The organism is Bacillus sp. z50 (assembly GCF_058313585.1).
Genome location: NZ_JBZFQL010000004.1, coordinates 86,084 through 100,616, shown reverse-complemented (window position 1 = coordinate 100,616; position 14,533 = coordinate 86,084). Strand labels below are relative to the sequence as shown.

The 14,533-nt window shown below is 37.4% G+C and carries 14 protein-coding genes and 1 pseudogene; 10 read left to right on the top strand and 5 right to left on the bottom strand.

What is annotated here, in order from left to right; genetic code table 11:
• The first annotated feature begins 23 nt into the window (after positions 1 to 23).
• Both AC4G3N_RS13075 and AC4G3N_RS13070 read left to right on the top strand, forming a co-directional pair.
• Positions 24 to 1,703, top strand: coding sequence for a glycoside hydrolase family 13 protein (locus AC4G3N_RS13075; RefSeq protein ID WP_066101584.1), 1,680 nt, complete (start codon positions 24 to 26; stop codon positions 1,701 to 1,703).
• An 18-nt stretch (positions 1,704 to 1,721) separates the two neighbouring features.
• Entirely contained in the window at positions 1,722 to 2,741 is a 1,020-nt protein-coding gene (locus tag AC4G3N_RS13070) for a LacI family DNA-binding transcriptional regulator (protein WP_066101581.1), read from the top strand.
• 66 nt (positions 2,742 to 2,807) lie between these two features.
• Here AC4G3N_RS13070 and AC4G3N_RS13065 read toward each other — a convergent pair whose 3' ends face one another.
• Together AC4G3N_RS13065 and AC4G3N_RS13060 are read right to left on the bottom strand one after the other, a co-directional pair.
• Positions 2,808 to 3,674, bottom strand: coding sequence for an SDR family oxidoreductase (locus AC4G3N_RS13065; protein ID WP_491090318.1), 867 nt, complete (start codon positions 3,672 to 3,674; stop codon positions 2,808 to 2,810).
• A 211-nt stretch (positions 3,675 to 3,885) separates the two neighbouring features.
• Complete coding sequence (locus AC4G3N_RS13060; RefSeq protein ID WP_066101576.1) at positions 3,886 to 4,758, bottom strand: SDR family oxidoreductase; 873 nt, start codon at positions 4,756 to 4,758, stop codon at positions 3,886 to 3,888.
• 209 nt (positions 4,759 to 4,967) lie between these two features.
• On the opposite strand from AC4G3N_RS13060, the pseudogene AC4G3N_RS13055 reads away from it, so the two are divergent.
• Positions 4,968 to 5,148, top strand: a pseudogene (locus tag AC4G3N_RS13055) (hypothetical protein); the annotation flags it as partial.
• A gap of 83 nt (positions 5,149 to 5,231) precedes the next feature.
• Here AC4G3N_RS13055 and AC4G3N_RS13050 read toward each other — a convergent pair.
• The 3 genes from AC4G3N_RS13050 to AC4G3N_RS13040 form a co-directional block, all read right to left on the bottom strand.
• Positions 5,232 to 5,723, bottom strand: a complete 492-nt coding sequence (locus AC4G3N_RS13050) for a YajQ family cyclic di-GMP-binding protein (RefSeq protein WP_066101573.1) — start codon at positions 5,721 to 5,723, stop codon at positions 5,232 to 5,234.
• Between the two features lie 125 nt (positions 5,724 to 5,848).
• Positions 5,849 to 5,983, bottom strand: coding sequence for a DUF3941 domain-containing protein (locus AC4G3N_RS13045; RefSeq protein WP_077247962.1), 135 nt, complete (start codon positions 5,981 to 5,983; stop codon positions 5,849 to 5,851).
• A gap of 91 nt (positions 5,984 to 6,074) precedes the next feature.
• Complete coding sequence (locus AC4G3N_RS13040; RefSeq protein ID WP_139891446.1) at positions 6,075 to 6,932, bottom strand: DegV family protein; 858 nt, start codon at positions 6,930 to 6,932, stop codon at positions 6,075 to 6,077.
• A gap of 135 nt (positions 6,933 to 7,067) precedes the next feature.
• Between AC4G3N_RS13040 and AC4G3N_RS13035 the strand changes: the two genes are divergently transcribed.
• From AC4G3N_RS13035 to AC4G3N_RS13005, 7 genes are all read left to right on the top strand, one after another.
• Positions 7,068 to 7,910 (top strand): YitT family protein, encoded by an 843-nt coding sequence (locus AC4G3N_RS13035; protein ID WP_066101567.1) that lies wholly within the window; start codon positions 7,068 to 7,070, stop codon positions 7,908 to 7,910.
• Positions 7,911 to 8,368: 458 nt separating this feature from the next.
• Positions 8,369 to 9,178 carry a YveK family protein gene (locus AC4G3N_RS13030; RefSeq protein ID WP_066101564.1) on the top strand — a complete coding sequence of 270 codons (810 nt, stop codon included), beginning with the start codon at positions 8,369 to 8,371 and terminating at the stop codon, positions 9,176 to 9,178.
• The gene (locus AC4G3N_RS13025; RefSeq protein ID WP_077247960.1) at positions 9,168 to 9,857 is read left to right on the top strand and encodes a CpsD/CapB family tyrosine-protein kinase; all 690 of its coding nucleotides are present in this window, start codon (positions 9,168 to 9,170) and stop codon (positions 9,855 to 9,857) included. The genes AC4G3N_RS13030 and AC4G3N_RS13025 overlap by 11 nt, the downstream gene beginning before the upstream one ends.
• 18 nt (positions 9,858 to 9,875) lie before the next feature.
• Positions 9,876 to 11,246, top strand: coding sequence for a sugar phosphate nucleotidyltransferase (locus AC4G3N_RS13020; RefSeq protein WP_139891445.1), 1,371 nt, complete (start codon positions 9,876 to 9,878; stop codon positions 11,244 to 11,246).
• Between the two features lie 275 nt (positions 11,247 to 11,521).
• A complete protein-coding gene (locus tag AC4G3N_RS13015; protein WP_066102381.1) occupies positions 11,522 to 12,193 on the top strand; it encodes a sugar transferase in 672 nt (223 codons plus the stop codon).
• An 87-nt stretch (positions 12,194 to 12,280) separates the two neighbouring features.
• Complete coding sequence (locus tag AC4G3N_RS13010; RefSeq protein WP_066101556.1) at positions 12,281 to 13,735, top strand: oligosaccharide flippase family protein; 1,455 nt, start codon at positions 12,281 to 12,283, stop codon at positions 13,733 to 13,735.
• Positions 13,736 to 13,759: 24 nt separating this feature from the next.
• Positions 13,760 to 14,512 (top strand): sugar phosphate nucleotidyltransferase, encoded by a 753-nt coding sequence (locus AC4G3N_RS13005; protein WP_066101553.1) that lies wholly within the window; start codon positions 13,760 to 13,762, stop codon positions 14,510 to 14,512.
• The last annotated feature ends 21 nt before the right edge of the window (positions 14,513 to 14,533 follow it).

The following is a 14,533-nucleotide window of genomic DNA, read 5'->3' as shown; positions in this document are numbered from 1 at the left end:
AGCATAAGTGAGGATGAAAGTGCTTGAATAAGAAATGGTGGAAGGAAGCAGTTTGTTATCAAATATATCCAAAGAGTTTTAAAGATTCCAATGGAGATGGGATTGGAGATTTACGAGGGGTAATTAATAAACTTGATTATTTAACCGAACTGGGGATAGATGTTATCTGGATTTGCCCTATTTATCAATCCCCCAATGCGGATAATGGTTATGATATCAGTGATTACCAAGCAATCATGGACGAGTTTGGAACGATGAAGGATTTTGACGAATTACTGGAGAAAGTTCATAAACGGGGTATGAAATTAATAATGGATCTGGTTGTTAACCATACAAGTGATGAGCACCCGTGGTTTTTAGAATCCAAAACATCAGTAGATTCACCTAAAAGAGATTGGTACATATGGAGTGATGGAAGCCCTAGTGGCCCACCGAATAATTGGGAGAGTATTTTCTCCGGCAGTGCATGGGAATATGATGTGGAAAGTGGGCAATATTATTTGCATGTATTTGCAACAAAACAGCCTGATTTGAATTGGGAGAACAAGGATATGAGAGAGGCCGTTTATAATATGGTCAATTGGTGGTTAGATAAAGGGATTGACGGATTCCGTATTGACGCTATTAGCCATATAAAAAAGAAGGCTGGTTTTCCAGATGCAGCAGGATTAGATGATAACGGGATAAAAGGTTTCAAGATGTATACGGACCAGGATGGGATTCATGATTTCCTTCAAGAATTAAAGATGAAAACATACTCAAACTATGACATTATGACGGTGGGAGAAGCAAGTGGGGTAAGAGCCGAAGATGCAGACCCCTGGGTAGAAGAGCAAAAAGGTGCTTTTGATATGGTATTTCAATTCGAGCATTTGAGCCTATGGGAAAAAGAAACTGAAGTTGATCTCGACCTTGTATCATTAAAAAGAATCCTGTCAAAATGGCAAACTGTATTACATGGTAAAGGCTGGAATGCGTTGTTCATTGAAAATCATGATAAACCACGTATTGTATCCGTACTGGGAAACGATCAGGAGTATTGGCAAGAAAGCGCTAAGATGCTAGGAACTATGTATTTCTTCATGCAGGGTACCCCTTTTATTTATCAAGGGCAGGAAATTGGCATGACAAATGTAGCCTTTCCTTCTATTAATGATTACGATGATATTAGCATGAAGAATTACTATCAGTTAGAAACTGCCAAAGGAAGAGACCATCTTGAAATTATGAAGGTAATATGGAAAAACGGACGTGATAATTCCAGAACACCAATGCAATGGGATGATTCGTTAAACGGTGGTTTTACATTAGGAATACCTTGGATGAAGGTGAATCCAAATTACCAGGAGATTAATGTAAAGCATCAGCGTCAGGATTCCAATTCGATTCTTTCCTTTTATAAAAAAATGATTCGCTTGCGCAAGCAGTATGATTGTCTTGTTTATGGTGAATATAAGCTTTACCTTGAAGATGATCCTAATGTGTACATGTACTCCAGATATACAGATGAACAAACCGCTTTAGTAATCTGTAATTTCAATAAAGATAGTGAAGCTATTACTTTACCGGTGTTCAATGGGTTGACAGGGGAGCTAATCCTTAGTAATTATAATAATCATAGTGAAGAAACAGACGAACAGGGTAATATCTATTTATCACCATATGAATCAAGAGTCTATCTCTTCAAACAGATCGCTGAATAGGAAATGGGGAACAATCGTATGGCGATAACGATAAAAGACGTAGCGAAATTGGCAAATGTGGCACCTTCGACAGTTTCCAGAGTAATTGCCAACAATCCAAGAATAAGCGAGAAGACAAAAAGAAAAGTAAGAGAAGCAATGGAAGAACTCGGCTATCATCCAAATTTTATAGCGAGAAGCTTGGCAAACAAGTCAAGTGAGGTTTTAGGAATCGTTATGCCCAAGTCTGGAGATGGATCTTTTTTAAATCCATTTTTCTCTACGGTTATGAAGGGTTTAAGCCAGGCTGCGCATGAAGACTTGTATGGCTTACATATTACTACGGGGATATCGGATGAAGGAATATTTAATGAAGTTGAAAAAATGGTACATGGCGGCAGAGTGGACGGAGTTATTTTGCTTTACTCTAAAGTTGACGATACCGTATTGAACTATCTATATAAAATAAATTTCCCATTTGTTGTTATTGGAAAACCACCAATGCATGACAGCAGTATTACGTATGTGGATAACGATAATTTTCAGGCCGGCAAGGATGTAGCCGATTATTTACTTGCGAACGGGCATAAGGATATCGCCTTTATTGGAGGGAGTGCCCATCTGGTCGTCACGATTGAACGGATGAGAGGGTACGAGGAAGCATTGAAGGAAGCTGGAATACCTATTTTAAAAGAATATGCGATTCATGAAGATTTCATGCTTGAAGGCGGTAAAGAAGCAGTCAAGCAATTAATGAATCTTGAAAAACCTCCTTCAGCATTGATAGTTGCTGATGATTTTATGGCACTTGGTGTACTGAACATGCTTGATGAAATGGATATCAGTGTTCCAGAGGATATCTCAGTAGTAAGCTTTAATAATGTCTTAATTTCTCAATTGTCAAAGCCTCCTCTTTCCTCTGTGGATATCAATATAGAGAAATTGGGGTATCAGGCAGTCAAATTGCTGATTTCCAAAATAAAGAACCCTCAGGGACCAACAATGCGTATGATTATTCCGCATCAATTCATTATTCGATCATCTGTTACAAAAAAATAAGGTACTTTTATAAAGAAACGGTGAAGACATCTTAAAGGTGTCTTCACCGTTTTCTATCTTTATCCATTATCCATTAACGACACTGCCGCCATTTACATGCAAGGTTTGTCCAGAAACATAGGACGAGTCATCACTTGCCAGGTAAACATAAGTAGGAGCCAATTCATCAGGCTGCCCAATACGGCCAAGCGGTGTATTTTGACCCCAGCTTTCTTCAATTTGCTCAGCAGAGAAGGATGCGGGAATTAACGGTGTCCAAATAGGGCCCGGTGCAACGGCATTCACATAGATTCTCTTAGGAGCAACACTATTGGAAAGGGCACGGGTAAAGGATACGATCGCTCCCTTTGTAGATGAGTAATCAATTAACAATGGATTACCCTGGTAAGCTGTTACACTGGCAGAATTGATAATCTTGCCGCCCTTCGGAAGATGTTTCATGGCTGCTTTTGCCATATAAAAATATCCGAATATATTGGTTCGGAATGTGCGTTCCAATTGTTCTGACGTTATGTCAGTAAATTCTTTTTGAACATGCTGTTCTGCAGCGTTATTGACAAGAATATCGAGTTTACCGAATGTTTCAACGGTCTTTTCTACAGCATTTATGCAAACATCTTCATATCCAACATCGCCTGTGATTAACAGGCATTTTCGGCCTTCCGCTTCTACAAGCTCTTTTGTTTTTTCGGCATCTTCTTGTTCTCTATCGACATAAAGAATAGCTACATCGGCGCCTTCTTTGGCAAAGTAGACTGCAACTGATCGGCCAATTCCGCTGTCACCGCCAGTAATAATAGCCACTTTATCTTTTAATTTCCCACTGCCTTTATAGGAAGAAGTAACGGTAATAGGTTCGGGATCCATTTTATACTGCAATCCCGGTTGTACTTCTTGCTCTTGTCCTGGCGCATTATTAAATCTTTCACTCATAACTGAATACCTCCTATATTTTTCATCTATGTGTATACTTTTCCACTGTTTGTTGAAACAAAACATTTTTCGTCATGAAGGTCGCTGAATAAGATTATATAGTCGGCGTCAAGTGAGGGGCGATAAACTATATAGAAAGAAAATCGAAAAGGGTAACACCCTCAATTGAGAGTGTTACCCTGTCTTTGTGTATATGATCTAGAATCGTTAATTACCCATTCACAACAGAGCCGCCATTGACATGAAGGACCTGTCCGCTGACATAGCTGGAATCATCACTTGCCAAATAAACATAAGTTGGGGCTAATTCGGATGGTTGTCCAGCACGTCCAAGTGGAACGTTTTTACCAAATTCAGCCACTTTATCAGCCTCGAATGTAGCAGGAATTAATGGTGTCCAAATTGGTCCCGGTGCTACTGCATTCACGCGGATTCCTTTGCTGGCAATACTATTGGAAAGCGCACGTGTAAAGGATACAATGGCACCTTTCGTTGAAGAATAATCAATCAATTGTGCATTACCTTGATAGGCTGTTACAGAAGTTGTATTAATGATGGAGCTTCCTTTAGATAAGTGAGGAAGGACAGCTTTTGTTAAATAGAATTGTGAAAAGATATTGGTTCTAAATGTTTTTTCTAATTGTTCATCACTGATATCCAACAGGCTCTCCTGAGGATGCTGTTCAGCTGCGTTATTGACTAAGATATCAATTTTGCCGAATTCACTTTTAACTTTTTCGGCGACTTCGCGGCAAAAAGCACTGTCACCTATATCTCCAGCCAATAGCATGCATTGTACGCCTTCGTTTTCCACTAAATCTTTTGCTTTATTCGCATCCTCGTGTTCATTCAAATACACAATCGCAACATTGGCGCCTTCTTTAGCATAATAGTGGGCAACAGATCGGCCAATCCCACTGTCTCCGCCTGTGATAATCGCTACTTTTCCTTTTAATTTATCGCTGCCTTTATAATTTTCATCGACTTCTTTTGGTTCAGGATGCATTTCGTTTGTTACACCAGGTTGAGTATCCTGTTCTTGGGCTGGAAATCCATCTTTACCGATTTTTATATCTTCATTCATTTCACAACATCCTTTCCAATTAATGTTTCCCTATTGTTATTCCTCATTTATGGAAAAAGAAACATGGAAATAGGATTAAAGTTAAGGATGTTTTATTACTTACAAAAAAAGCACTGAAAAATAAGGTGTATGTAAAAAAATGTGATGATTTGCTGATTTTAATGTCGTTTTGTTAATGCTCAAAACAATAGGATCCAAGTAGTGATAGTGAAGAAATTCAGGATTTTTTAACCGAATTAAAAATAAACCCTTTGAGAAGGTTGGGCTATTAAGGGTAATGCTCACTGGATGGACTGAAAATTTTAAAGCATTAGAGAATAAGAGTTTTATTCCTGGGCTTCAGTGGGCATCACTGCACAAATAGTTCCCTATATTAAACCTGAAAAATAGAAAAAAAGCCATCGTGTAGCCGATGGCTTTTTAGATGCAATTCAATATGCCTCTATAAGTAGCTCTTCAAACCTATGTAACTACTAGCGGAAGTTGATAAATTGAACTTCAATAGAAAGATCCGCTTCCCGAATGGCTGCAATAACTTGCTGAAGATCATCCTTGCTTTTTCCGGTCACACGGATTTGATCGTCCTGTATTTGAGATTTAACTTTGTTACCCACATTTTTAACAATTAAATTAATTTTCTTTGCGTTGTCTTTATCTATTCCTTGAACTAATTTAGCTCGTTGACGAACTGTGCCGCCTGAAGCGCCTTCCATTTTTCCATAATCAAGGTTCTTGATGGGAACGCCGCGTTTTATGAGCTTGCTCATCAAAACATCCTTTAACTGCCCCATTTTGTAATCATCGTCAGAAACAAGCACGAGTTCCTCATTTTCCAGCTTAATATCACTTTTGCTACCTTTAAAATCATAACGTGTTTTTACTTCCTTCATTGCCATCGTTACAGCATTTGTTACCTCTGATAAATCGATTTTTGACACCACGTCAAATGAGCTTTCTTTAGCCATACGATCCCTCCGTTTTTATTTTATTATAAAAAAAGCACTATATAAGTTCAATTACAAGTAAAAAAGAGGATTTTTTATTGAAATCCTCTTTATACACAGTTAATATGTTGAAATGGAGATTTTACTTATAAGTGATCAGTCTTTTTTGAAAAAGATTTTTTTCCGGCTTTTCGGTTTTTCTCTTCCTGAATATTTTTAATTTCATTTTTAGCTTGGTTATCTCTGGCTTTTTTATCATTATCTGAAGTATGATATCCCATGTGTGCTTACTTACCCCTTTGCAAATTATTTACTACGAATATGTGTAGTATGCTGCAAGTAGGGGAAAATATGTATACATCAGAATGTATTTCAGGATAGTTTATTTAAGAAAAATATCGCAATGGTACCTGGACCGGCATGAGCGCCAACAGTTGCACCGACAGATGAAATATATACGGATTTTGGTTGGAAATTTTCTTCAATTAATTGCTTGAATTCCATAGCTTTTTCGATATCATCGCCATGACTGATTCCAATTATTTGTTTATCTAATTGGTCTCCTCGTTCTTTCATTACATCGATGACGGCTTGCATCAGTTTTTTGCGGCCGCGGAATTTATCCAGTGGAACCAGTTTGCCATCTTCAACATTTAGCAGTGGCTTGATATTCAATAACCCGCCGAAAAAAGCAGATGTTTTGGAAATTCGGCCACCTCGAGCCAGGTATTCCAAATTGTCTACCGTAAATAAATGTTCCATATGGGAGGCTGAAAACTGTGCTGTTTCTTTCAGTTCTTCAAGACTGGCTCCTTTAGCAGCTTTGCGTACGGCTTCCATGACGACTAGGCCATAGCCCAAAGACGCGCATTTACTGTCGACAATTTCTAATTGAAGATCCGGGTACTCAGCTTTAACTTCGTCTCTCATCATAACAGCTGTTTGATAGGTACCGCTTAATTCGGAAGAAAATGCGACATAAAGTCCGGGTTGTTTATTTTTTGCCAGCTCTTCGAATTTTTCGTAAAAACTTTGTGGAGACACCTGTGATGTTTTGGGTGCTTTTCCTTCGCGCATGGCATCGTAGACTACTTTTGGTTTGATTGTAACTTGATCATCATATTCATTGTCATCAAGATGTACTTTTAATGGAAAAAGAATGATGTTGTTATCCTGGAAGTATTCTAATGGCAAATCGCTTGCACTATCAGCCAAAATTTGTACACTCATATAGACACCTACTTTTTTAAAATTTACTTAGTTTAATTATAAGTCTATTATCTTTTATAGAAAACAAAAATTGTTCACATATCTATCTATCATGGGGAATTTATTTTCAGTTGTCAACTTAAGGAGGAGCTAAATTTGGTTTGGAATGAAACAAAAAAAATACTGGCTGTTGTGGTTGGAGCTTTATTAAATGCAATCGCAATGAATTATTTCTTGATACCTGCAAACGTGTTTGCGAGTGGGTTCACGGGTACAGCCCAAATTATATCAGCAGCATTGGACATGTTTACGAATATTAATTTATCTACAGGTATATTATTACTTGCTCTTAATATTCCGATTGCTATTCTTGCATGGTTTAAGGTTGGAAGGTCTTTCACAGTGTACAGCTTTTTAGCTGTTGTATTAATGTCATTATTCTTAGAAATATTACCGGTACAATCCTATTCAGATGATATTATCCTAAATGCTGTTTTCGGCGGTGTAATTGGAGCGGCCGGTGTGGGAATCACACTGCGATTCGGTGCTTCCACTGGTGGTATGGATATCGTGGCAATGATTCTTTCTAGAATCAATGATAAGCCAATCGGCATTTACTTTTTAATGCTGAATGGAGCTATTGTAGCCATTGCGGGGCTTATGTATTCAGAAGAACAGGCACTTTATACATTAATTTCATTATATGTTTCTACGAGAGTAATTGATGCTATTCATACAAGACATATAAAAGTTACAGCTATGATTGTAACAAGACATGCAGATGAATTGAAGCAGGCGATTCATTCCAAGCTGGTACGCGGAATAACAATGATTCCTGCTGTTGGAGCCTTTACAGGCGAAGATAAAAATATGCTAATGATTGTGATAAGCCGTTATGAGCTATATGATTTACAGAGTGTTATTCAGGAAGTAGACCCACATGCATTTACAAATATCGTTCAATCTACCGGAGTTATCGGTTCTTTCCGGAAAGATTGACAAGGAATAAACCCTTTCCATGTGCTTTAGAGCGAACGGAAAGGGTTTATTTTTGAATGTAGGATAAGAATGAAGATGCATAGAGAACTAACTATCCTCAATATAGAAAGCGCTTACAATAAATGCTTTTTTTTGCGAAAAACATTTATCTTATAAAAAAGCGAAGGTAAAGTAATTTAAATTATTTTGAAATGGTGTTAAGAAAACATGGCCAAGGGCTGTTCATTATAAATTATTACCTTTGATTATTAAATCGACTGGTGGATAAGTATATAAAAATACGAAAAGGCTTACATTCATTATTTAGAATCAATATAAACTGAAATACCGTAAAATAAATAAATTTTACCAAAATACAAATTTTGACAATTTAAACCCTTTTCTAATTCTAGGTTCTATACTACAATCAACAATAAGTTCTCTTTTGAGAACAAAAAAAGAAATGTATGGAGGTTGGGATGGAAGATACAGTAAGTTTTAAGGATATTTTAAGTGTATTAAAGAGACGGTTAGTACTTATTATTTTGATGACGTTAATAGCGGCTCTGGCCAGTGGCATTATTTCCTATCTCTTTTTATCTCCTTCGTATGAATCATCCACACAAATTCTTGTCAACGACACTATGAACACGAACGAACAACAAAATCAGGATAAGAAAACAAAAAAAGAGGACGCCAAAACTGATAGCAATGAAACTAATTTAATCGACCCTAATCAAGTCCGTGCGAATATTGAATTGATTCATACATACAGTATGTTGATCAAGAGCCAGGCTATTCTAGCAGATGTAATTAGTGAGCTCAGCCTTGACAGAAGCATCGATAAATTAAATGAGCAAGTCACAGTAAACACGACTCAAAATTCTCAAGTTGTTGAAATAGTCGTCAAGGATCAGGACCCTGTTCTGGCAGCGAAAATGGCCGATAGTATTGCGACAGTATTCCAGCAAGAGGTTACTACATTAATGAATATTGATAATATTCATATTCTCGCGAATGCAAATGTTGAAGAGCCTTATGGGATATTTAATCCAGATATGATTAGAAATGTACTGATTGGTTTTTCATTAGGCTTATTTTGTGCTATTGGGGTAGCTTTCTTGTTGGAGTACCTCGACCCTACAATCAGAGATGAAAAAGATATCCTTTATGAATTAGGTATACCGGTTATCGGAAATATCCCGGAAATTAAAGTTAGCAGCAAAAGCATGGAAAGGCAGATGGAGGACAGCCGGGTGAAAATAGGAGGACGTACATTTGAGTCGTAATAGAAATAAAGACTTGCTGGTGAGCAAGGAAAGAGCGAAATATGCACAAATTTATAAACAATCGATTGTGAGTGAGCAGTACAGATTGCTGCGCTCAAGCATAACGTTTTCTCGAATTGGTAAAGACATCCAGACTCTGCTTGTCACATCTCCAAACCACGGGGACGGCAAAACGACCACCGCCGCAAATCTGGGTATCGTGCTGGCCCAGCATGATAAAAAAGTCATCGTCATTGATGCTGATTTAAGAAGACCGAAGATTCATAAATTATTTGACCTTAAACAATCTGATGGCTTAACAGCTATTCTTGCTGGCAAAGCGACTGTGGATGAAGCTATATGCATTTCAGATATACCAAATCTCCATATCATCCAGAGCGGTCCCGTAACCAAAACATCGTACGAGCTCTTAACAGCAAATCGAATAGAGGACATTATCTCGATTCTAAGCCAGCAATATGACACCATAATATTTGATACTTCACCTATCTTGTATACCGCTGAAACGCAAATACTTGCTAATCTTTGTGAAGCTTCCATGCTGGTCGTGAAAAGCGGTCAGACATTAAAAGAAGATGCAAGAAAGGCAGTAAATGTTTTACAAGATTCCAAAGCGGAATTATTGGGAGCTTCATTAAATGGAAATCCAATAAAACCAAAGGCTTATCAATATAACTGATTATTAAGGAGTGGTTAAATGCAGGTTATCCTTTTATCTGGAGGATCGGGGCAAAGATTATGGCCTTTATCTAATGATTCACGTTCAAAGCAATTTCTGAAAGTATTGGAAGGGCATGATAAGACAAACGAATCAATGTCTCAGAGAGTATGGCGACAAATGGATGAAGTAGGACTAATGAAGTCGGCAGTTATTGCGACGAGTAAGAAACAAGTGGATATCCTGAAAAATCAGCTCGGCTCAAACGTTCCCCTTATTATTGAGCCAGAGCGGCGGGATACTTTTCCGGCAATTGCTCTTGCTGCCTCCTACCTATATTCGATCAAAGGAATCAGCCTAGATGAAGTAGTTTCCGTTTTGCCCATTGATTCTTACGTGGAAAATGATTTCTATGAATCTGTGAAAAAATTGGAGGATACGCTAAACACAACAGATTGCAGTATTGCTTTAATGGGAGTGGAACCAAGCTATCCTTCTACTAGTTTTGGCTACATCGTTCCAGAAAAGAAAAATGATGGGCTAGTTCTTGTTAGCCATTTTGTAGAAAAGCCGACAGAAGAGTATGCACAAAGATTGATAAAGGAAGAGGCATTATGGAATTGTGGTGTATTTGCATTTAAGTTAGGTTTTATGATTTCGATTTTAGAAGAAATGAATTTGCCTATAGAGTACGAACAGCTACAAAATGTCTATGAACTCCTGCCTAGTATTAGTTTTGATTTTGAAGTTGTCGAGAAAACGAAGAATATTGTCGCTCTCCCCTATAAAGGAATATGGAGGGACCTGGGGATTTGGAGCACCTTAACTGAGCAAATGATCGAGACTGTTCAAGGCTTAGGTGTTATTTGCCCAAAATCTCATAATACCCATATCATCAATGAGCTGGACATTCCAGTTGCGGTTCTTGGTATGCCAGATGCGGTGGTTGTCGCGAGCCCCGATGGCATCTTAGTTGCCAATAAAGGTTTGAGTCATGATCTTAAGAAATTCATATTTCATTTTAATCAAAGGCCGATGTATGAAGAGAGACGATGGGGGTCGTATAAAGTCCTTGATCAAACCGTCTATGATAATGGGACAGAAGTGCTCACAAAAAGAATAACCATTCATGCCGGCAGCAATTTAAGCTATCAGGAGCATAATAAGAGAAAGGAAGTTTGGACTATTCTCAAAGGTGAGGGTTCTTTGGTACTGAATGAATATATATACGATGTGAAGCCGGGAAGCGTAATTGAAATTCCAGCTGGCACAAGACATGCATTGAAAGCTATTTCCGACTTGGAATTAATTGAAGTTCAAAAAGGTAGTTCGCTGACGGAGGAAGATGTGCATAGAATTAGCATGGAATGGGATGAAATTCTTCCTATGATTAGCTCAGTGACTCTTTAGTACATTTATATAGTTCGTTATTAAGAACAAAGAGAGCTATATAGAAACGTAATAGAAGGACTGAATATTCAAGCCAAAAGTAAAAGTAAGCATATTCATGGGAAAAAGAGTGAATGAAATTCTTTCTCTGATTAATTCAATCACTCTTTAGTATACCTATAAAATTCGTTATTGAGAACAAAAGGGGGCTGGAATGGAAAAATAATTAAAGGACTGGAACAACTCAAACCAAAAGTAAAAGCCACCATATATCAGGAGAAAAAGGAGTGAATTCATTGATTTCTTCTAAGGCAGGGACTGCACAGGAAGCGTTCGCAGAACCGAATGAGCTTGATAACAAGAAATTATATCTAGTATCTAAAAGATACTTAGACATTATTCTAGCTGTAGTGGGTCTTCTGCTGTTAATTCCTGTATTTTTTATTGTAGCCGTCTTGATAAAAATTGAAGATCCTAAGGCTTCTGTGTTCTTTAAACAAATACGTGTAGGCAAGGATGGAAAAACATTCTGTATGTATAAGTTCAGATCTATGGTGATGAACGCAGAGCAACTGATAGAGACACTGCTCAATCAAAATGAGTCCAGTGGGGCTATTTTTAAAATGAAAGAGGATCCTAGGGTTACAAAAATAGGACGTTTTATTCGCAAGACGAGTATTGATGAATTGCCACAACTGTGGAATGTTTTGAAAGGAGAGATGAGTTTGGTCGGTCCCAGGCCGCCATTGCCGAGAGAGGTAGAAAGTTACTCTGACTATCATAAACAGCGTTTGTCCGTTATTCCCGGCTGTACAGGATTATGGCAGGTTACTGGTAGAAGCAGTGTCGGCTTTGAAAAAATGGTTGAGCTGGACCTTTATTATATTCGTAAGCGCCATTTCTTTTATGATATAAAAATCATTTGCAAAACGTTTATCGTAATGTTCTTTCCTAATAATGCTTATTAGGAAAGAACAATAAGAAAGAAGTGATAGTCATAAATAATATTTATGTTTTATATCGACTTATTCTAAATCGTACGGTGGGAGTTACTGATGATTAAAGAATCAATGTTGTTATCAATTAATCGATTTGCCAAATCAATTGTCCAAGTTTTTTTAACTATTCTTATAGCCAGATTACTGACCTTAACAGAAATGGGCCTTTATCAGCAAATCTTTTTGATTGCAGTAATGGTAGGTGCTTTTATTCCGTTTGAGATGCATACAACGTTCAGTTATTTCTTTAACAAAACGGATAATGAACGTGAAAAATCATTAGTGATAACCAATACGTTCTGGGTTTTGTTCATTCTTGGTGTACTGATGATTTTCGGCCTGTATACTCTATACAATATTGAGTTTTTATTAAAGGATAGCCCATTGCGCAAATATGAGATTTGGATTGGATTTTGGAGCTTTGCAACCATAATGGGCTGTTATTTAGAAAATTTGTTTGTTTCTATTAAGAGGGCTAAAATTTATAGCTTTATTAATTTATCTTATTATTTTGCCTATTTCCTGATTATTGGCTATACATTATATGCGACAAAGGAGCTACTCTTAACAATTAAACTGATTGCCCTGTTTGAAATCGTTAGAGTCATCATTTTGCATCTGTTTTTCCATAAGATTCATGGCATGTCTTTAAAAGGAGATCTGCCATTATTAAAACAGCAGCTTAAATATACAGCGGCAGTTGGAGCAGTAACAGCCATCGATGTGATTACACAGACAAGTGATAAAGTCATCATTTGGTTATTCTACTCAATAGAATTGTTTGCAATTTATTCAATATCATCAAAAGAGATTCCTTTCATGTCTATTATTACTGTAGCTGTTATAACAGCGATGCTACCAAGACTAGGTCGTTTATACAGCATACAAAGGCGGAAGCTAGAAGCCTTAAATCTCTGGTCAGAATCAAGCCGATTACTATCATTAGTCATGTTCCCTATTTTTTGGATTCTATTTTTCTATCATAAAGAGTTTATCGATCTTTTATACTCTGATACTTATTTAAGCGGATCCATCATCTTTTTAATATATTTAATGAAATTCCCGCTTCGCTTTACAGTTTTTTACACGCCTTTACTTATATCCGGTAATCAAAAGCTAGTTTTAAAAAACGCGCTTATCACGGTTATTTGCAATATCGTTCTAGGACTAGCATTGATGGGGTTATTTGGGTACATCGGGGTAGCTATAGCTTCTGTTATCTCATGTTTTATTAGTATTTACCTGCAGCAAAGAGATGTATGCAAAGTATTTGAAATTCGGCAAAGGGAGCTTCTACCCTACAGGTCAATTTTGATGACATTTGGAACCTCAGGTTTCACCGCAGGAGTGGTCTATTTAATTATCTCCTTTTTGCCTGGTCATCAATTTATCCATTTTTTTTCTGGCGGCATAATCACCATGCTGTTATGCATAGGGATCGCGCTAGTGAGAAAAGAAGTATCTATTCCCTTCTTATTCAATAAACCGATTGTTTTAAAGGTTAGGAGATAAAAAACTTAATAGGGAGTGTTGTAAATGAAAGGAATTATCCTTGCTGGAGGTACCGGATCGCGGCTTTATCCTTTAACAAAGGTCACCAATAAAAATCTGCTTCCAATCGGAAAATATCCAATGATTTATCATTCAGTTTATAAACTGAAGGAGTCCGGAATTGAAGAAATATTAATTGTAACGGGCAGAGAACATATGGGGGATGTAGTTGATTTGCTTGGCAGCGGCTTTGAATTTGGAGTTGAATTTTCTTATAAGGTGCAGGAAAAGGCCGGCGGTATAGCAGAGGCTCTTGGACTTGCTCGCGATTTCACTGAAAATGAGAAAATGGTCGTCATTCTTGGAGACAATATTTTCACAGATACAATTCGACCTTATGTGCAGCATTTTGCGCAACAGGAGAGTGGCGCGAAAATTTTAATTAAAGAGGTTGAGGATCCAAAACGTTTCGGTGTTCCGGTTATATATGACGGCAGAATCATCGCGATAGAAGAAAAACCAATGGTACCAAAATCGAACTATGCAGTGACGGGCATTTATATGTACGATTCGACCGTTTATAGGATAATTGACCAGCTTACCCCATCAGCGCGAGGTGAAATGGAAATTACAGATGTCAATAATCACTATATTAAGGAGGGTTTACTGAAATTTGATGTGCTGAGAGGGCGGTGGACAGATGCTGGTACACATTCTTCTTATGCACAGGCTAATATAATGGCTCAAAATATGGATTTCAGCAATTTATTTGAAAAAGAAGCAGTGCTCATGAAATAAAATTCAGCAATCATAGATAGA

Bases quoted from the DNA above. Each gene is read 5' to 3' on its own strand.
- AC4G3N_RS13020 (WP_139891445.1), top strand. From the start codon at position 9,876: ATGCAGGTTATCCTTTTATCTGGAGGATCGGGGCAAAGATTATGGCCT.
- AC4G3N_RS13005 (WP_066101553.1), top strand. From the start codon at position 13,760: ATGAAAGGAATTATCCTTGCTGGAGGTACCGGATCGCGGCTTTATCCT.
- AC4G3N_RS13010 (WP_066101556.1), top strand. From the start codon at position 12,281: ATGATTAAAGAATCAATGTTGTTATCAATTAATCGATTTGCCAAATCA.
- AC4G3N_RS13065 (WP_491090318.1), bottom strand. From the start codon at position 3,674: ATGAGTGAAAGATTTAATAATGCGCCAGGACAAGAGCAAGAAGTACAA.
- AC4G3N_RS13030 (WP_066101564.1), top strand. From the start codon at position 8,369: ATGGAAGATACAGTAAGTTTTAAGGATATTTTAAGTGTATTAAAGAGA.
- AC4G3N_RS13040 (WP_139891446.1), bottom strand. From the start codon at position 6,932: ATGAGTGTACAAATTTTGGCTGATAGTGCAAGCGATTTGCCATTAGAA.
- AC4G3N_RS13070 (WP_066101581.1), top strand. From the start codon at position 1,722: ATGGCGATAACGATAAAAGACGTAGCGAAATTGGCAAATGTGGCACCT.
- AC4G3N_RS13045 (WP_077247962.1), bottom strand. From the start codon at position 5,983: ATGGGATATCATACTTCAGATAATGATAAAAAAGCCAGAGATAACCAA.
- AC4G3N_RS13060 (WP_066101576.1), bottom strand. From the start codon at position 4,758: ATGAATGAAGATATAAAAATCGGTAAAGATGGATTTCCAGCCCAAGAA.
- AC4G3N_RS13050 (WP_066101573.1), bottom strand. From the start codon at position 5,723: ATGGCTAAAGAAAGCTCATTTGACGTGGTGTCAAAAATCGATTTATCA.